We start from the raw sequence: 16,411 nt of genomic DNA, 5'->3' as shown, positions 1-16,411 counted from the left end.
GGGACCGCGCTCTTTGCGGTGGCACGACGACAGGCTGAAGCGAAAAGGGGGCGACGCATGGTCGATTGGGTGAGGCACGCCATTGCCTGGCATGTTTATCCGCTGGGTTTTGTGGGCGCGGAGGCGGAGAACGATCGCGCCGCGCCGGTGGCGCACCGCCTCCCGCGGCTCGAAAACTACCTCGACTATGCCGTGGAGCTCGGCGCCTCTGCACTTGCGCTGGGGCCGATCTTTCAGTCGGCCACGCACGGCTACGACACGCTCGATTATTTCGCCGTCGACCGCCGCCTCGGTGACGATGGCGACTTTGATCATCTCGTCCACGAGGCTCATGCCCGCGGCCTCAAGATCATTCTCGACGGCGTGTTCAACCATGTCGGCCGTGACCACCCGTTCTTCCGCGATGTGATCGAGCACAGCCCAAAAAGCGATAAGGCGGCCTGGTTTCGCCTGACATGGCCGCAGGACTGGCGGCCTGGCAGCGAGCCGCAATACGAGAGTTTCGAAGGCCATGATCAGCTCGTTGCGCTCAATCATGACGAGCCGGCCGTGGCGGAATACGTCGCCTCGGTGATGGATCACTGGCTGACGCGTGGTGCCGATGGCTGGCGCCTCGATGCCGCTTACGCCGTGTCGCCAGCGTTCTGGGCAAAGATCCTGCCTGGCCTTCGCCAGAAGCACCCGAACGCTTTCATCTTCGGCGAGGTCATTCACGGCGACTATCCAGCCATCGTCCGGGAATCGGGCTTGGATTCGCTCACCCAGTACGAATTGTGGAAGGCCTTATGGAGCGCCCTCAACGACCGCAACTTCTTCGAGCTCGCCTGGGCCTTGGAGCGCAATGACGCGCTTTTGGACGATTTCGTGCCCGTCGCCTTCCTCGGCAATCACGACGTGACACGCATCGCCTCCAAGCTCACCGACGAGCGTCATCTGCCGCATGCCGTGGTGCTCCTCTTCACCCTGCCTGGCACGCCCTTCGTTTATTACGGGGACGAACAGGCTTTCCGGGGCGTCAAGGAAGACCGGATCGGTGGCGATGATGCGATCCGCCCGGCGTTTCCCGAGAGCTCCGCTGAGCTGTCGGAGCTCGGGGCGCCGATCTTCCGTCTGCATCAGGAGTTGATCGGCCTGCGGCGGCGCCATGCCTGGCTGCACGGCGCGCGGGTCACGGTGCATCATCTCGAAAATTCAGCACTCGTTTATGAGAGCGCGGCAGAGGGGGAAAAGATACTGGTCGCCCTCAATCTGCAGGATGCACCGGCCCGCCTGCCGGTACCGGCGGCGCGCGAGCGGCTTGCGGGAGAGGCGACCCTCGAAGGCGATGGCGCGGAGCGTGTCGCTGTGGTTCCGGGGCATGGCTTTGCAGTGTTTTGCTGCTGATGCCCCACGCCCTACCCGGGAGATAACACGACGCCGCGGGCGCGCAGCATTTCTTGGCCATGAGGCCCTTGCGCATCCTTTTGGGCCGCCCGGCAGTTGGTATCGACAACCCTGAGGTGGAGACAAAGGAGCAGCCCTTGACCAGCACCATCAATGCCATGTTGGGCGGCCTCATCGGCGGCGCGATCGTGACCGCCGTGATCGCGGCCGGCCGTCAGAGCGGACTGGCCGACATCGCGCTTCCAGAAGAGGAGGAGGCGCTGTTCGATCGGCCCTCGCAGGCCCTCTCGCGCCGGCACGATGCGCGTGTCTGGGCATCGGCCCAGGGCAACCATCTCCTCGCCGCCGCGGGCTTCGGTCAGGCCTATTCGGTTGTGCGCGAGCGCTTTCCGACGGTCTCGCCGGCGCTCCTCGGGGCGGGTTTCGGCGCGCTCCTGCATGTCGTGACCTCGGCGGGCCTCGGCCGTGCGGTCGGCATCGCCCATGGCCGCTTTCGCGCTCCCGAGGGTCAGGCCGGCAAGCGCTTCGGCATGCATATCATCTTCGGCGTGGCGACGGCGCTCGCCACCGACATGATCGAGCGCCGCCGCCGATAAATGATCGTTGGGGCGCATCGACGGACATGGACGGCAGGGTCCGCCTTGCGCTTCGGATGAAATGGAATCTCGTGCTCTGTGCGCCCGTGTTTCTGAAATCGTGTTCTGTTCTGGAGGCTGGAATCGCGGAGCTGCACCTCGCCGGGAACAGCGGCGGGGCCTAGGTTGTTGGCCTAGAGATTTCCGAAATTTCCGACGGAGGACGCCATGAACGATCAGGCGCTTCAGCGCGACGTCACTGCCCGCAAGCCGGGCCGTGGCCGCATCTACAATTCGATTACCGAGACGATCGGCGACACGCCCATCGTACGGCTCGACAAGCTCGCCAAGGAGAAGGGCGTTCAGGCCAATCTTCTGGCGAAGCTCGAATTCTTCAACCCGATCGCCTCGGTCAAGGACCGCATCGGCGTGGCCATGCTGGAAGCGCTGGAGCGCGACGGCAAGGCAAAGCCCGGCGAGACGACGCTGATTGAGCCGACATCCGGCAACACCGGCATCGCGCTCGCCTTCGCAGCGGCCGCCAAGGGCTACAAGCTGGTCCTCGTCATGCCCGAGACGATGTCGATCGAGCGTCGCAAGATGGTGGCGCTCTTGGGCGCCGAGCTCGTCCTCACCGAAGGCCCGAAGGGCATGAAGGGCGCCATCGCCAAGGCGGAAGAGCTTCTCGAGCAGACGCCGAATTCCGTCATGCCGCAGCAGTTCGACAATCCGGCCAATCCGGAGATTCACCGCAAGACGACGGCTGAGGAGATCTGGAACGATACCGGCGGCGCGATCGATGCTCTCGTGGCCGGCATTGGCACGGGCGGCACCATCACCGGCACCGGCCAGGTGCTGAAGGAGCGCAAGCCCGATATCCGCATTGTTGCGGTCGAGCCGGCCGACAGCCCGGTTCTGGCCGGCGGCAATCCCGGCCCGCACAAAATCCAGGGCATCGGCGCAGGCTTTGCCCCGAAGGTGCTCGACACCTCGATCTATGACGAGATCATTCCGGCGACCAACGACGAAGCTTTCGAATATGCCCGCCTCGTCGCGCAGCTCGAAGGCGTGCCTGTCGGCATTTCTTCAGGCGCGGCCCTGTCGGCTGCCGTGAAGCTCGGCCAGCGGCCGGAATTTGCGGGCAAGAACATCGTCGTGATCATCCCCTCCTTCGCCGAGCGCTATCTGTCGACGCCGCTTTTCGAAGGTCTCGGCGAGTAAGAGACAGGATCGACGCCGACACAGGCTTCGCACCATATTCTCCGGGAAAGGCGGCCTTCGGGCCGCCTTTTTCGTTGGGCCCCCTTTTTCATCGCGGGGGCAGGTGACGCGTGCTGCGCCTGTTGTTCGCTTGCTGAGGCGCAGGAAGGAGCCGCGCGCTCACATCGGACCGCTTATCCCTTGTCCAGCACCAATCCGGCCGGCTCCGTCTTCGCCTCGTAACGGCAGAGATCGGCGATGACGCAATCGGGGCATTTCGGTTTGCGCGCCACGCAGACATAGCGCCCGTGCAGGATCAGCCAGTGATGGGCGTGGAGCTTGAAATCGTCGGGCACGACTTTTTCGAGCATCAGCTCCACGGCGAGAGGATCCTTGCCGGGCGCGAGCCCCGTCCGGTTGGACACCCGAAAAATATGCGTGTCGACGGCGATGGTCTTTTCGCCGAAGGCGACGTTCATGACGACATTGGCGGTCTTGCGCCCGACGCCCGGCAGCTTTTCCAGGGCTTCCCGGCTCGGCGGGACTTCGCCCTGATATTCGGCGATGAGCTGCTGCGACAGCGCCACGACGTTCTTCGCCTTGTTGCGGTAAAGTCCGATCGTCTTGATGTGCTCGCGCACGGCCTCCTCGCCGAGCGCCACCATCTTGTCCGGGGTCGGGGCGACGCGGAAGAGCTCTTTGGTCGCCTTGTTGACCCCGGCATCCGTCGCCTGCGCCGACAGAACCACAGCGACGAGCAGCGTGTAGGGGTCGGTGTGCACGAGCTCGCTCGTCGGCTCCGGCCGCTCCGCCTTCAGCCGCGAGAACAAGGTGACGATCTCGTCTTTGGATAGGAGGGAGCCGGCGGGAGCCGCTTTCTTCCTTTTGACACTCGTGTTTTTGCCCATCTTCTCCCTATAATCATTCCAAATGAATGAGAGCAACGCGCCTGTCGCCGCCTCCGGCGACGCGGAGATCTTTTCGGTCACGTTGACGCCGCACCGTTCGCTCGGCCCGCGGGGCTTTGTTGCGGTCATGGCGGTCTTCGGCGCCACCTGTTTTCTATCCGGCCTGTTGTTCTGGCGTCTCGGAGCCTGGCCGATCGGCGCCTTTTTTGGCCTCGACTTCCTGATCCTGTGGGGCGCCTTCGCGCTCAGTTACCGCTCCGGTCGTGCCTTCGAGGACGTGACCGTGAGCCGCAGAGATCTCCTCATCCGCAAGGTCGCCCCGAATGGGCGGGCGCGTGAGCTGAGGCTCGATCCCTATTGGAGCCGGCTGGAGGTGCGCGAGCTCGAAGACGAAGGCGTGGTGCGCCTTCACCTCGTCAGCCGGGGCGAGAATGTGACCATCGGTGAATTCCTCAATCCCGACGACCGGGCGAGCCTTGCCGATGCGCTGCGCGACGCGCTCCATGCCGTCAGACGTCCGCCTGCCTTTGCCGAAACCATGATGGAGGCGGGCTAGGCCACCACCCGATGTGCAAGAAACGGGTGGCAGCGGCGTCGAAGCGCGGTCATCGTACAGCCTGGAGGACCGCTATGACCATGCACAGCCCCCTTGCTTCTTCCATGACGAACCGCGACCCGACGAACCCCGAGACCGACTACGCAATCGTCTGCGCGGTGATCGCCTATCTCAGCCGGAATTACCGGGACCAGCCGGAACTCGAGGAGATTGCCGCAGAGGTCGGCATGAGCCCGACGCGCCTGCACAAGCTGTTCACGCGCTGGTGCGGCCTGTCGCCAAAGGGGTTTCTGCAGGCGGTCACCCTCGATCACGCCAAGCGGCTTCTCGATCAATCCGCCAATCTTCTCGACACGAGCTACGAGCTCGGCCTTTCGGGTCCTGGGCGCCTCCACGATCTCTTCGTCACCCACCACGCCATGACGCCGGGCGCCTATAAGAGCCGGGGCGAGGGGCTGGAGATCGCCTATGGCTTCCACGCCTCGCCCTTCGGCAAGGCTCTGCTTTTGGTGACGGATTACGGCCTCGCCGGCCTCGCATTCGCCGATCCGGGCGAGGAAGAGGCGACACTTGCCGAAATGACGGGGCGGTTTCCGCAGGCCCGCTATCGCCATGTCCCGGACGCGACGGCGCGCTATGCCGAGCGCGTCTTCGAACCCTCCGCCTGGCGAGCCGAGGAGCCTCTGCGCGTCGTCTTCATCGGCTCCGACTTCGAGGTGCGCGTCTGGGAAAGCCTCCTCAAAATTCCCGTGGGCGCGGCGACGAGCTACGGCGCTTTGGCGAAAAAGCTCGAACGGCCGAAGGCGGCCCGTGCCGTCGGTGCCGCTGTCGGCCGCAATCCGATCTCCTTCGTCGTCCCCTGTCATCGCGTCGTCGGGGCGAAGGGCGCGCTCACCGGCTACCATTGGGGCATCACCCGCAAGCGCGCCATGCTCGGCTGGGAATCGGGGCTCCTCACGAAGGATTGAAGCCGCCCGCGGGTCTCGCTCAGGCTGGACCTCGGGACAGCCCATCCGCATAGTCTGACGGCCGAGCGGGAGACGACGATGACGACAAAGGAATGGCAGGCGGTCGACAGCTATCTCGAAGCGACCGTCGTGGGGTCGGATGACGCGCTTCAGGCGGCGCTCGCCGCCAACGAGGCGGCCGGCCTCCCGGCGATCGATGTCTCCCCGGCTCAGGGCAAACTTCTTCACCTTCTCGCCCGCATGGCGAGGGCAAAACGTATTCTCGAAATCGGCACGCTCGGCGGCTATTCGACGATCTGGCTGGCCCGTGCCCTGCCGGACGATGGCCGTCTCGTGAGCCTCGAAGCGGCGGAAGAGCATGCGGTGGTGGCGCGCGGCAATATCGCGAGGGCAGGGCTGGCGGAGAAGGTCGAGATCCGTGTCGCCCCGGCGCTCGAGACGCTGCCGCGCCTCGTCGAGGACGGGGAGGGACCATTTGATTTCATCTTCATCGACGCAGATAAGCCGAACAACCCGGCCTATCTGGAATGGGCGCTGAAGCTCTCGCGGTCCGGCACCGTCATCCTCGGCGACAATGTCGTGCGCGACGGGAAGGTGAGAGACCCGCAATCCTCCGAGCCGGGTGTCGTCGGCACACGCCGATTCCTGGAGATGATCGGTGATGAGCCGCGCCTCTCCGCGACGGCGATCCAGACCGTGGGTGCCAAGGGATGGGACGGCTTCGTTCTCGCCCTCGTTGTCTGACGGGCTGGCGCTTCGGCAGGTGGGTCAGAGGTTTGCCGGAAGATGGCACCGGTCGCGCCGCCCTTGACGAAGCGGGGCGCCGGGTCCATCTCCGGTCCACGATGTGAAAGCGCGCAATTTGTCGCGTGCGATGAGGTTTCGATGTTCATCCAGACCGAAGAAACGCCCAACCCAGCAACGCTGAAATTCCTGCCCGGGCGGGACGTGCTGCCGGCCGATACGCGCGATTTCCGCACAGCGGAAGAAGCCGCATCTTCGCCTTTGGCGGAACGGATCTTCGCCGTGGACGGCGTCGCCGGCGTCTTCCTCGGCCAGGATTTCATCACCGTCACCAAGGACGATGCGGAATGGCAGCACATGAAGCCGGCCGTCCTTGGCGCCATCATGGAGCATTACCTCTCCGGCGAGCCGGTGCTCGCCGACGCGCATGAGGAAGAAGACGGCGACGAATTCTTCGACAATGCCGACAGTGAGACGGTCGGCATGATCAAGGAATTGATCGAGACGCGCGTGCGCCCGGCCGTCGCCAATGACGGTGGCGACATCACCTTCAAGGGCTTCAAGAACGGCGTCGTGTTTCTCAACATGCGCGGCGCCTGCGCCGGCTGTCCGTCGTCGACGGCGACCTTGAAGCACGGCATCGAGAACCTTTTGCGTCATTTCGTGCCGGACGTTCAGGAGGTGCGCCCGGTCTGATCGGGTCAGCCCTTCGCTTTCTTCATCTCGACAGCGATTGCCCCCGTGAGTAGAGCGGGGGTGATGCTTCTCGCCCTCGACACTGCCGGACCTTTTTGCGCCGTCGCGCTCGCGACCCTCGAAGACGGCAAGATCAATTGTCATGCCCGCCGCGAGGTGGAGATCGGCCGCGGTCACGCCGAGCGGCTTTTCCCCTTGATCGAGGAATGCCTGGCTGACGCTTCCGTCGATTATTCCGATCTGACGGCGGTTGCGACCACGCTCGGCCCGGGCTCCTTCACCGGCATCCGCATCGGCGTTGCGGCCGCCCGCGGGCTTGCGCTCGCACTGCAAATCCCTGCCCTCGGCGTCGATGTCCTCGAGGCGCTGTGCGAGGGCGTGCGCCACGGCGAGGCCGCGCATCGTGCGGCGGGTCTCGTCGCAGCGATCCTTGATGCCGGCCGCGGCAACGTCTTCCTGCGCATGGAAGAGATTTCCTCCCGAGAGGAGATCATCGCCTCGCAACGGGAGGTGCAGGACGAGGCGGCCGCCTTTCTTGCGCCCTATGCGTTCGAGGGGCTCGTGCTTTGCGGCGCGGGCGCCAATGGTATTGCGGGGATGCTCGCAGCCGACGGTCTTCCCGCAATCGTCGCCGATGCGCGTCCCTCCGCCGACATCGCCATGGTCGCCCGTCTTGCCCTTTCAGGGCATGCGCTGAGCCCGCCCGCACCGCTTTATCTGCGTCCTCCCGACGCCAAACCGCAGACGGACAAATCCCTGAGACGGCGCCTTAAGACATCATGATTCCCCGCACCGAGATCACCCTGCGCGAGGCGACGTCCGAGGACAGCCCGATTCTCGCCCGCATCCACGCCGACGCCTTCCGTCACGCCTGGACCGATGGCGACTTCGCGTCCTTCCTGTCTCAGAATGGCGTGAAGGCGCTGGTGGCGTTCCATACCGGTCGCGTGACGCGTCGGGCGCCGGCCGGCTTCATCCTTTATCGTCAGGCAGCGGACGATTCGGAGGTGCTGACGCTTGCCGTCCTGAACGCCTATCGGCGGCGCGGCATCGCCCAGAGGCTCGTCGAAGAGACGATGCGCCGGCTCTACCACGAGCGGGTGGCGACGCTGCATCTGGAGGTGGAGGCCGGCAACGCGGCCGCCGTCTCGCTCTACCGCAAGCTCGGCTTCGAGGAGGTCGGCAAAAGGCCGGCCTATTATGCCCGCGATGATCAGACCCGCCTGCCGGCGCTTGTCATGCGCCGGGATCTCCTCTAGCCGCAGCACCGGAGACAAGCCCATGCAAGACACGCCGCGTTGCCCGCATCCTGCGAGTGCCTGCCGTTGCGGCGGTCTCTCGTTCCGCCTGGTGCGCGCCGTGCCGGCGCCGATCGCAGGGTAAGGCTCGGATGTTTGCACATCTCCGGCTTGCCGTGGCGGCCTTTCTCTTCCTCCTGTCTCTGCCTTTTGCCATCCCGGCGCAGGCGCTGGGCCTCTGGCTCGGTGGCCGTTGGGCGAAGATCGTGCCGCTGTACTGGCACCGCTTTGTTCTGCGCCTCTTCGATATCCACCTTTTCGTGCATGGGAAGATCGCCGGCGAACGCCCGCTGCTTCTCCTCGCCAATCACATCTCCTGGCTCGATATCCCGGTCTTGAGCGCGATCGCCCCGGTCTCGTTCATCGCCAAGAAGGAGGTGGCCGACTGGCCGCTTTTCGGCCTTTTCGCCAAATTGCAGCGCTCCGTCTTCATCGACCGGGATAGGCGCCATCAGACCGGCAAAGCGGCCGATGAAATCGCTGCGCGCCTCGTCGCGGGCGATGTCATGGTGCTTTTTCCCGAAGGCACGTCGTCCGACGGCAACAAGGTGCTCGCCTTTCGCTCTGCCATCGTCGGGGCCGCCCAGCGCAGTTTTTCGGACGGCCGGCCCGTCACGCTGCAGCCGGTGGCGATAGCCTATACCCGCATGCTCGGCATGCCTTTCGGTCGCCAGCACCGGCATTGGGTCGCCTGGTATGGCGGTATGGATCTCCTGCCGCATCTGAGCCGCTTGATGTCACAGGGCGCGGTCGACGTGCATGTCGCCTTCCTGCCACCCGTAACGATCGCGCGCGACGGCGACCGCAAGCGCGTCACCCGCGCGGCGGGTGCGCTCGTCAAAGAGGTGGTGGCCGAGCTCAATGCCGGCCGCGATCCCCAAAAAGTGATGCGCATGGCCGAAGAAATATCGCTTGAACCTGAGCCTGAAAGGGCCTAGCGAGCGCGGCTCAATTCGGTTAAAGCTGGTATATGATGCGCTTGGCGAGGAGCACGCGCCGTTTTTCATGAACACGGCGAGACGCAAAGTTTTCATCAAGACGTACGGATGTCAGATGAACGTCTACGATTCCGATCGTATGACGGACGTGCTGGCACGTGACGGCTATGATGCTGTCGAGACGGCGGAAGACGCCGATCTTATTGTCCTGAACACCTGCCATATCCGCGAAAAGGCCGCCGAAAAGGTCTATTCCGAGGTCGGCCGCCTGCGCCCCTTGAAAGAGGCGGCGAAGGAGGAAGGCCGGCGCGTGGAGATCGCCATCGCCGGCTGTGTGGCGCAGGCCGAGGGTAAGGAGATCATCCGGCGCGCGCCGATCGTCGATGTCGTCGTCGGCCCGCAGAGCTACCATCGTCTCGGTGCCGCGCTTGCGCGCGCCCGTGAAGGCGGCGCGGCGGTGGAAACCGAATTCCCGGCGGAAGACAAATTCGACCATATTCCGTCGCGAGCGCGCGCCCGTCCCGGGCTTGCGGCCAATCCGGCGGCGTTCCTCACGGTGCAGGAAGGCTGTGACAAGTTCTGCACCTTCTGCGTCGTGCCTTATACGCGCGGCGGCGAATTCTCCCGTCCGGTCGCCAAGATCCTCGCCGAAGCGCGGCGCCTCGTCGGCTCCGGCGTGCGCGAGATCATGCTCCTCGGCCAGAACGTCAACGCCTATCACGGCGAGGCCGAGGACGGGTCCGACTGGTCGCTTGCCCGTCTCGTGCTGGAGCTGGCGGACATCGAGGGGCTGGAGCGCATCCGCTACACGACCTCGCATCCGCGCGACATGGCCGACGATCTGATCGCCGCCCACCGCGACTGCGACAAGCTCATGCCGTATCTGCATCTTCCCGTGCAGTCGGGCTCCGACAAGATCCTGGCCGCCATGAACCGCCGTCATGGGCGCGAGGAGTATTTCCGTCTCGTCGACCGGCTGCGTGAAGCGCGCCCCGATCTTGCTCTGTCGGGCGATTTCATTGTCGGCTTTCCGGGCGAGAGCGAGGACGATTTCGCCGCCACGATGGATCTCGTCGCCCGCGTCGGCTACGCCTCGGCCTATTCCTTCAAATATTCGCCGCGTCCCGGCACGCCGGCGGCCGAGCGTGAGCAGCTCGACGAAGCCGTGAAGTCGGAACGTCTGCAGCGCCTTCAGGCGCTTTTGAGCGAGCAGCAGACGCGCTTCAATGCGGCCATGCAGGGCAGGGTGATCGATGTGCTCCTGGAAAAGCCCGGCAGGCGTCCAGGCCAGCTCGTCGGCCGCTCGCCGTTCCTCCAGGCCGTGCATGTCGATGCGCCGGCGCATCTCATTGGCGAGATCGTCTCCGTGAAGGTGGATGAGATCGGCGCCAACTCTCTTTTCGCCAGCCTGATGAGCCCCCCATTGGAAAGGCTTTCCGCCTGATGGCAGTGTCGCGTCCGCGGCCGAAGCGGGAAAGATCCGCGACTTCGGAAGAGATCGAACTCGTCTTCGACGACAACCGTCTGGCGAGTGCTCTTTTCGGCGAATACGACCAGAACCTTGCCCTGATCGAGCGGCGGATCGGCGTCGAAGCCGTCGCCCGCGGCAATGTCGTGCGCCTGATCGGTGAGCCGGACGAGCTGCGTCAGGCGCGCGCCATCCTCAACACGCTCTATCAGCGCCTCCTGGAAGGCCATGACGTGCTTCAGGGCGACGTGGAGGGTGCGATCCGCATGGCCGACACGCCGGGCGCACAATGGTCGCTGCCGAGCCTGGAGACGGGCTCGCGCGTGCAGCTTGCTCAGATCGGCACGCGCAAGCGCTCCGTCACCGCCCGCACGCCGCGCCAGGACACGTATATTCGTGCGATGGACCGCTGCGAGCTCATCTTCGGCATCGGTCCGGCCGGCACCGGCAAGACCTATCTCGCGGTCGCCTTCGCCGCCGCCCTTCTGGAGCGCGGCGACATCGAACGCATCATCCTGTCGCGCCCGGCCGTCGAAGCCGGCGAGCGGCTCGGCTTTCTGCCGGGTGACATGCGCGAGAAGGTCGATCCCTATCTCCGGCCTCTGTACGACGCCCTCTATGACATGATGGCCGCCGACAAAGTGGAGCGGCTTTTAGCCTCCGGCACGATCGAGATCGCGCCGCTCGCTTTCATGCGCGGGCGCACGCTCGCCCATGCCGTCGTCATTCTCGACGAGGCGCAGAACACCACCGCCATGCAGATGAAGATGTTTTTGACCCGTCTCGGCGAGGGGTCGAAAATGGTGGTGACGGGCGATCCGACGCAGATCGATCTCAGGGAAGGCGACATTTCCGGCCTCATGGAAGCGACGCGCATCCTCAACGGCGTGGAAGGCATCGAGATCGTGCGCTTCGGCGCGGAGGACGTGGTGCGCCACGCTCTCGTGCAGCGCATCGTCGACGCCTATGACAAGCAAAGCCGTGCCGTCTCCAAGGGCGAGCTCTGAGGACACATGTCTGCCGTTGCGATCGACGTGATTCGCGAGACGGAGGCCTGGCCTTCGCAGGACGAGCTCGACCGGTTGATGGACAAGGCCGTCGACGCGGCCCTTGCCGTGGCCGGCTGGACGCCTCCGCAAGGTGTCCTTGAGCCTGTCGAACTCAGCATCGTCCTGACCGACGATGCGACGATCGCGCGCCTCAATCGTGACTGGCGCGGCAAGGACAAGCCGACGAACGTCTTGTCCTATCCGCAGCCGCCGGGGCCCCTTTTGGGCGACATCGTCTTTGCTTTTGAGACGATCGAGCGTGAAGCCGAAGAGCAGAAGAAAGCTTTTCTCGACCATTTCGCCCATTTACTGGTGCATGGCTGCTTGCATCTGCTGGGCCATGATCACCAAATAGACAGTGAAGCAGAGGAGATGGAAACGCTGGAGAAGGACGCGCTGGCCCGGCTCGGCATTGCCGATCCCTATCGTCAGGCCGATGCTGCCTTTCCGGTCCCAGGATCATGAACGACGACCGATCTCGAAGTCCTGCGGGACTTTCTTACGATGTCTCTGAATCTACGCCCGAAAGTGTGGGAGATCGCCTGCGCGCGACTTTCAAGGTCCTGATCGGCGGCAAGTCGAACGGTTCGGCGCGATCCGAAATCGAGCATGTGCTCGCCGCCGACGAAGTCGACGGAGCAGCCTTCGCGCCGGAAGAGCGCGCCATGCTGCGCGCCGTCCTCAAGCTCGGGGATATGCGCGTCGACGATGTCATGGTGCCGCGTGCCGATATCGACGCGGTCGACCATGACGTGCCGCTCGCGACCGTCCTGATGGCCTTCAAGGAGGCCGGGCATTCGCGCCTGCCCGTCTATCGCGAAACGCTCGATGATCCGATGGGCATGGTCCATCTGAAAGACGTCGTGGGCTGGATGCTGGAGCATGCGCGCAAGGATCTGGAGCAGCCTGAAAGCATGGCTGCGGCCGAGGAGGAGACGGAACGCCGCTTTCGCTTCTCTGCCTCTCTGGATTTCTCGCCCGTCGATCTCAGCCAGCCGCTGCGCTCGTCCGGCATCATCCGCCCCATCCTCTTCGTGCCGCCTTCCATGCCGGCGCGGATGCTCCTGGAGCGGATGCAGGCAGGACGCACCCAGATGGCGCTCGTCATCGACGAATATGGCGGCACCGACGGTCTCGTTTCGCTCGAGGATCTCGTGGAAACCATCGTCGGCGAAATCGAAGACGAGCACGACGACGAGGAAGATGCCGATATCGCCAAGGTGGCGGAAGGCGTCTTCGTCGCCGATGCCCGTGCCGAACTCGACGAGCTGGCCGACGTGATCGGCCCGGCCTTCCAGATGGGCGAGCTCGGCGAGGAGGTCGAGACCGTGGGCGGGCTCATCTATACGCTGCTTGGTCGCATCCCGGTCCGGGGCGAGATCGTCAATGCGCTCGACGGTTTCGAGATCGAGATCCTGGAGGCCGATCCGCGCCGAATCAAGCGGGTCAGGATCCGCGAGCGGCGCAAGGGACGGCTGGTGCAAAGGGTGAAGAGCCGCCAGGCCGCAGACCCCGCTTTGCCGGCCCCGTCGGGTGCCCCGCCGGCCCTTCAGATTGCCGATAAGCCGCGCGCGACGGAAAGTCCGTCATCAAGCGACACTTCCGATTGACTTCACCCCTCGGCAGGGCTTAAGGGGGTGCCCGCTCCCGAGCCCAGGTGGCGGAATTGGTAGACGCGCACGGTTCAGGTCCGTGTGCCGCAAGGCGTGGAGGTTCGAGTCCTCTCCTGGGCACCACATTTCGGGAGGCGCGCCGATTGAGGCGCGCCGGCACCCCGCAAAAGCGTTCTTCCAACGACATTTTTATGCTTTTGCCGCCCTTCGCGGGCGTGAGCGCGGCTTGGGTGCGTGGCTTCAGGTTTGGCGGAGACGCTTGGCGCCCATCCTCGCGAACGGGCGCCGAAAGTTGTCGCCCTACTTCTCGAAAAAATCTCTCAGCCGGTAATAGTTGATCATCGCCGTGGCGTAGATCGGGTGCAGGCCGTGCGCCGGCAAAGGCGTGATGTCGGTGAGCTTCAGCGGCAGGGGTGCTGAGCGGTCGAGAAGATGCGCGCCGATCGCCTGGCCGAGCGAGGTCGCAAGCCCGACGCCGCGGCCGTTGTAGCCGAGTGCCATGGTGAGATTGGGCGCCGGCTGATGCACGTGCGGAAGGTGATCGCGCGTCATCGCCACGCGTCCGGCCCAGAAATAGTCGATCGCGAGCTCCCGCGTCTGCGGGTAGAGCGTGTGCACGGCCGCAATCAGCCGGCGGTAATGGCCTGGCACTTCCGGGGTGCCGAAGGGGCCGCGCCCGCCGATCATGAAGCGGTTCTCCGGGCCGATGCGGAAATAATTGGCGATGCGCCGGCTGTCTGAGACGACGCTGCGCTCGGGCAAGATTTTGGCGAGAAGGTCCTCGGGAAGCGGTCTGGTGGCGATCTGGATGCTGATGGCCGGCACCACCGTCGCCTTCAGCTTGGGCCACAGGCTGCCGGTATAGCCGTTGGTCGCCACGACCACCTCATTGGCGCGGAGCTTGCCCCTTGAGCCGACCGCAATCATCCAGCCGCTCTCCGTGCGTGTGAGCGAACGCGCCTCGCTGTCGCCGCACACGCGCACGCCGGCCGCGATCGCCGCTTTGGCAAGCCCGCGGGCGTATTTGAGCGGGTGCAGGCGCCCGGCGCGGCGGTCGATCCAGCCGCCGGCGAAGCGCGCGCTGCCGGTCTTTTCCGCCATGCCAGCGGCGTCGAGCATGTCCACCGGCGCTCCGCGCCGCTGCCACTCTTCCATGCGGGTGCGCAGGAGCGGCAGGTGGCTCTCTTTGAGCGAGGCCTGGATCCAGCCGTGCTGGGCGGCATCGCAGGCGATGCCGTGTTTGGCGATGAGCGCGAACGTCGTGTCCGCCGTGCGTCCGGCAAACTCCGTCGTGGCCTCGCCGTAGAGTTTGTCGAGCGTCTCGGGATCGTATTTGAGGCCGGGGATCACCTGGCCGCCATTGCGCCCGCTCGCGCCGAAGCCCGGCTCGTATGCGTCGATGACGACGACCTTGGCGCCGCCTTCGGCGAGCCTGAGCGCGGTGGAAAGACCCGTAAAGCCCGCGCCGATGACGGCGACATCCGCACTGACCTCGCCGATGAGCGGCAGTGTGTCCGGCGCCGGCGTGGCGGTGGCGGCCCAAAGAGAAGCGACATGTTCTGACATGGCAGTGTCCGAAGGTTCGATGATCAAACCGGATGGGTGACGCGGCGTAGAAAATCCTGGGTGCGTTCGTTCTTCGGCTGCCGCAGCACCTCATCGGCCGCACCTTCCTCGACGATGCGGCCACCGTCCAGGAAAAGCACGCGATCTGCGACCTCGCGCGCAAACAGGATCTCGTGCGTGACGACGAGCATGGTCATGTGCTCTTCCGCCAGCGCCCGCATCACCTGCAGGACTTCTCCGACCATTTCGGGATCGAGCGCCGAGGTCGGCTCGTCGAAGAGGATCGCCTCTGGCTCCATGGCGAGCGCCCGGGCAATCGCCACGCGCTGCTGCTGGCCGCCGGAAAGGGCAGCGGGATAGGCGTTGAGCTTGTCGGCGAGCCCGACCCGCGTCAACAGCCGCTCCGCCTTCTCCCGCACCGCCGCCTTGTCCTGCTTCAGGACGTAGCGCGGCCCTTCCATGACGTTCTCGATCGCCGTCCTGTGCGGGAAAAGATTGAAGCGCTGGAAGACCATGGAGACGCGCGTGCGCAGATCGTGGATCGAAGGCGCGGTGACGTCGACGGTCTCGTCGTCGATGCTGATCCGGCCGGCCTGGTAGGTTTCGAGCCCGTTGATGCAGCGCAAAAGCGTCGATTTGCCGGAACCCGACGGGCCGATCAGGCACACGACCTGCCCCTTGTCGATCTCCGCGTCGACGCCCTTCAGGACTTCATGGTCGCCGAAGCTCTTATGGACGTTTTCGAGCTTGATCATCGCGCCGGTCCCATCTTCACCTCGACATAGCGCATGGCGAAATTGAGCGGGACCGTCAGGCACAGATAGAGAAGTGCGACGAGCGTGAAGACGGTCATGTTGTCGAAGGTGGAAGAGGCGAGCATCTTGCCCTGCATGGTGAGCTCGGCGACCGAAATCACCGACACCTGCGAGGAATCCTTCAGAAGCATCACCATGTTGTTGGCATAGGGCGGCACCACGATCTTGAAGGCCTGCGGCAGCACCACCCGCCGCATCATCAAGGGCGTCTTCATGCCGATCGATTTGGCGGCCTCCACCTGGCCCCGGTCGACGGCCTCGATGCCCGCCCGGAACGTCTCGCCGATATAGCAGGAATAGGTGAGCGCGAGGCCCGCCACGCCCGCCTGGAAGGCGGTGAGGTCGAGGCCGAATTCCGGCATCACGAAATAGATGTAGAAGAGGACGACCAGGATCGGGATGCCGCGCACGAATTCCACCACGATGCGTGTCGAGATGGAAAGCCAGCGGAGGCCCGAGGTGCGAAACAACGCCCAGACCAGCCCGAGCGCGGTGGCAAGCGCCAGCGACAGGAGCGTGACGGAAATCGTCAGCCACATGCCTTTGAGGAGGATGGGCAGGTAGGTTTGCGCACTGACGAAAAAGTCGCTCATGCGAGACCTCGCCGGTGAGGCGGCCCGAAGGCTGCCTCACG

18 protein-coding genes and 1 tRNA gene are annotated in these 16,411 nt (G+C 64.8%); 15 read left to right on the top strand and 4 right to left on the bottom strand.

The genetic code is table 11. The features are described 5' to 3' along the window. The first annotated feature begins 57 nt into the window (after positions 1-57). The 3 genes from L0F51_RS14645 to cysK all read left to right on the top strand — a co-directional run bounded on the left by L0F51_RS14645 (position 58) and on the right by cysK (position 3,179). Positions 58-1,383, top strand: coding sequence for an alpha-amylase family glycosyl hydrolase (locus L0F51_RS14645; RefSeq protein WP_234629916.1), 1,326 nt, complete (start codon positions 58-60; stop codon positions 1,381-1,383). 137 nt (positions 1,384-1,520) lie between these two features. Then, positions 1,521-1,979 carry a hypothetical protein gene (locus L0F51_RS14640; protein WP_128290338.1) on the top strand — a complete coding sequence of 153 codons (459 nt, stop codon included), beginning with the start codon at positions 1,521-1,523 and terminating at the stop codon, positions 1,977-1,979. Between the two features lie 207 nt (positions 1,980-2,186). Next, a complete protein-coding gene (cysK, locus tag L0F51_RS14635; protein ID WP_234629915.1) occupies positions 2,187-3,179 on the top strand; it encodes a cysteine synthase A in 993 nt (330 codons plus the stop codon). Between the two features lie 173 nt (positions 3,180-3,352). On the opposite strand, the gene nth is transcribed toward cysK, so the two are convergent. Next, positions 3,353-4,195, bottom strand: a complete 843-nt coding sequence (nth, locus tag L0F51_RS14630) for an endonuclease III (protein ID WP_370642418.1) — start codon at positions 4,193-4,195, stop codon at positions 3,353-3,355. Here nth and L0F51_RS14625 point away from each other — a divergent pair. The 12 genes from L0F51_RS14625 (at position 4,089) to L0F51_RS14570 (ending at position 13,519) form a co-directional block, all read left to right on the top strand. Further along, positions 4,089-4,622 (top strand): DUF2244 domain-containing protein, encoded by a 534-nt coding sequence (locus L0F51_RS14625; RefSeq protein ID WP_234629913.1) that lies wholly within the window; start codon positions 4,089-4,091, stop codon positions 4,620-4,622. The genes nth and L0F51_RS14625 overlap by 107 nt on opposite strands. Before the next feature lie 80 nt (positions 4,623-4,702). Then, the gene (locus L0F51_RS14620; protein ID WP_234630369.1) at positions 4,703-5,590 is read left to right on the top strand and encodes a bifunctional helix-turn-helix domain-containing protein/methylated-DNA--[protein]-cysteine S-methyltransferase; all 888 of its coding nucleotides are present in this window, start codon (positions 4,703-4,705) and stop codon (positions 5,588-5,590) included. 78 nt (positions 5,591-5,668) lie between these two features. Beyond that, positions 5,669-6,334, top strand: a complete 666-nt coding sequence (locus L0F51_RS14615; RefSeq protein ID WP_234629912.1) for an O-methyltransferase — start codon at positions 5,669-5,671, stop codon at positions 6,332-6,334. Between the two features lie 141 nt (positions 6,335-6,475). Next, positions 6,476-7,030 carry a NifU family protein gene (locus L0F51_RS14610; RefSeq protein ID WP_128290332.1) on the top strand — a complete coding sequence of 185 codons (555 nt, stop codon included), beginning with the start codon at positions 6,476-6,478 and terminating at the stop codon, positions 7,028-7,030. Between the two features lie 63 nt (positions 7,031-7,093). Further along, the gene (tsaB, locus tag L0F51_RS14605; protein WP_234629911.1) at positions 7,094-7,813 is read left to right on the top strand and encodes a tRNA (adenosine(37)-N6)-threonylcarbamoyltransferase complex dimerization subunit type 1 TsaB; all 720 of its coding nucleotides are present in this window, start codon (positions 7,094-7,096) and stop codon (positions 7,811-7,813) included. Continuing rightward, positions 7,810-8,289: a GNAT family N-acetyltransferase gene (locus L0F51_RS14600; RefSeq protein ID WP_128290330.1), complete on the top strand. Its 480-nt coding sequence runs from the start codon at positions 7,810-7,812 to the stop codon at positions 8,287-8,289. Before tsaB ends, L0F51_RS14600 begins: the two co-directional genes overlap by 4 nt. 131 nt (positions 8,290-8,420) lie before the next feature. Then, complete coding sequence (locus tag L0F51_RS14595) at positions 8,421-9,266, top strand: 1-acyl-sn-glycerol-3-phosphate acyltransferase (RefSeq protein WP_234629910.1); 846 nt, start codon at positions 8,421-8,423, stop codon at positions 9,264-9,266. 67 nt (positions 9,267-9,333) lie between these two features. Beyond that, positions 9,334-10,710: a tRNA (N6-isopentenyl adenosine(37)-C2)-methylthiotransferase MiaB gene (gene miaB / locus L0F51_RS14590; RefSeq protein ID WP_234629909.1), complete on the top strand. Its 1,377-nt coding sequence runs from the start codon at positions 9,334-9,336 to the stop codon at positions 10,708-10,710. Further along, positions 10,710-11,741 (top strand): PhoH family protein, encoded by a 1,032-nt coding sequence (locus L0F51_RS14585; protein WP_234629908.1) that lies wholly within the window; start codon positions 10,710-10,712, stop codon positions 11,739-11,741. The genes miaB and L0F51_RS14585 overlap by 1 nt, the downstream gene beginning before the upstream one ends. Positions 11,742-11,747: 6 nt before the next feature. After that, positions 11,748-12,248: an rRNA maturation RNase YbeY gene (gene ybeY, locus L0F51_RS14580; protein ID WP_234629907.1), complete on the top strand. Its 501-nt coding sequence runs from the start codon at positions 11,748-11,750 to the stop codon at positions 12,246-12,248. Positions 12,249-12,313: 65 nt separating this feature from the next. After that, positions 12,314-13,393 (top strand): hemolysin family protein, encoded by a 1,080-nt coding sequence (locus L0F51_RS14575; RefSeq protein ID WP_234629906.1) that lies wholly within the window; start codon positions 12,314-12,316, stop codon positions 13,391-13,393. A 41-nt stretch (positions 13,394-13,434) separates the two neighbouring features. Next, positions 13,435-13,519, top strand: a tRNA-Leu gene (locus tag L0F51_RS14570). Between the two features lie 177 nt (positions 13,520-13,696). Here L0F51_RS14570 and L0F51_RS14565 read toward each other — a convergent pair. The 3 genes from L0F51_RS14565 to L0F51_RS14555 are packed head-to-tail and all read right to left on the bottom strand — an operon-like array spanning position 13,697 to position 16,370. After that, on the bottom strand, positions 13,697-14,962 hold the full coding sequence (locus tag L0F51_RS14565) for an FAD-binding oxidoreductase (protein WP_234629905.1): 1,266 nt from the start codon (positions 14,960-14,962) through the stop codon (positions 13,697-13,699). A 23-nt stretch (positions 14,963-14,985) separates the two neighbouring features. Next, positions 14,986-15,717 carry an amino acid ABC transporter ATP-binding protein gene (locus L0F51_RS14560; protein ID WP_128290323.1) on the bottom strand — a complete coding sequence of 244 codons (732 nt, stop codon included), beginning with the start codon at positions 15,715-15,717 and terminating at the stop codon, positions 14,986-14,988. After that, on the bottom strand, positions 15,714-16,370 hold the full coding sequence (locus L0F51_RS14555; RefSeq protein WP_234629904.1) for an amino acid ABC transporter permease: 657 nt from the start codon (positions 16,368-16,370) through the stop codon (positions 15,714-15,716). The genes L0F51_RS14560 and L0F51_RS14555 overlap by 4 nt, the downstream gene beginning before the upstream one ends. Positions 16,371-16,411 lie beyond the last annotated feature (41 nt).

The sequence above is a fragment of the Afifella sp. H1R genome (assembly GCF_021462425.1).
GTDB classification, from domain to species: Bacteria; Pseudomonadota; Alphaproteobacteria; order Rhizobiales; family Afifellaceae; genus Afifella; species Afifella aestuarii.
The sequence above is the reverse complement of the archived record's forward strand: the minus strand, read 5'-3'. Positions and strand labels throughout refer to the sequence as shown.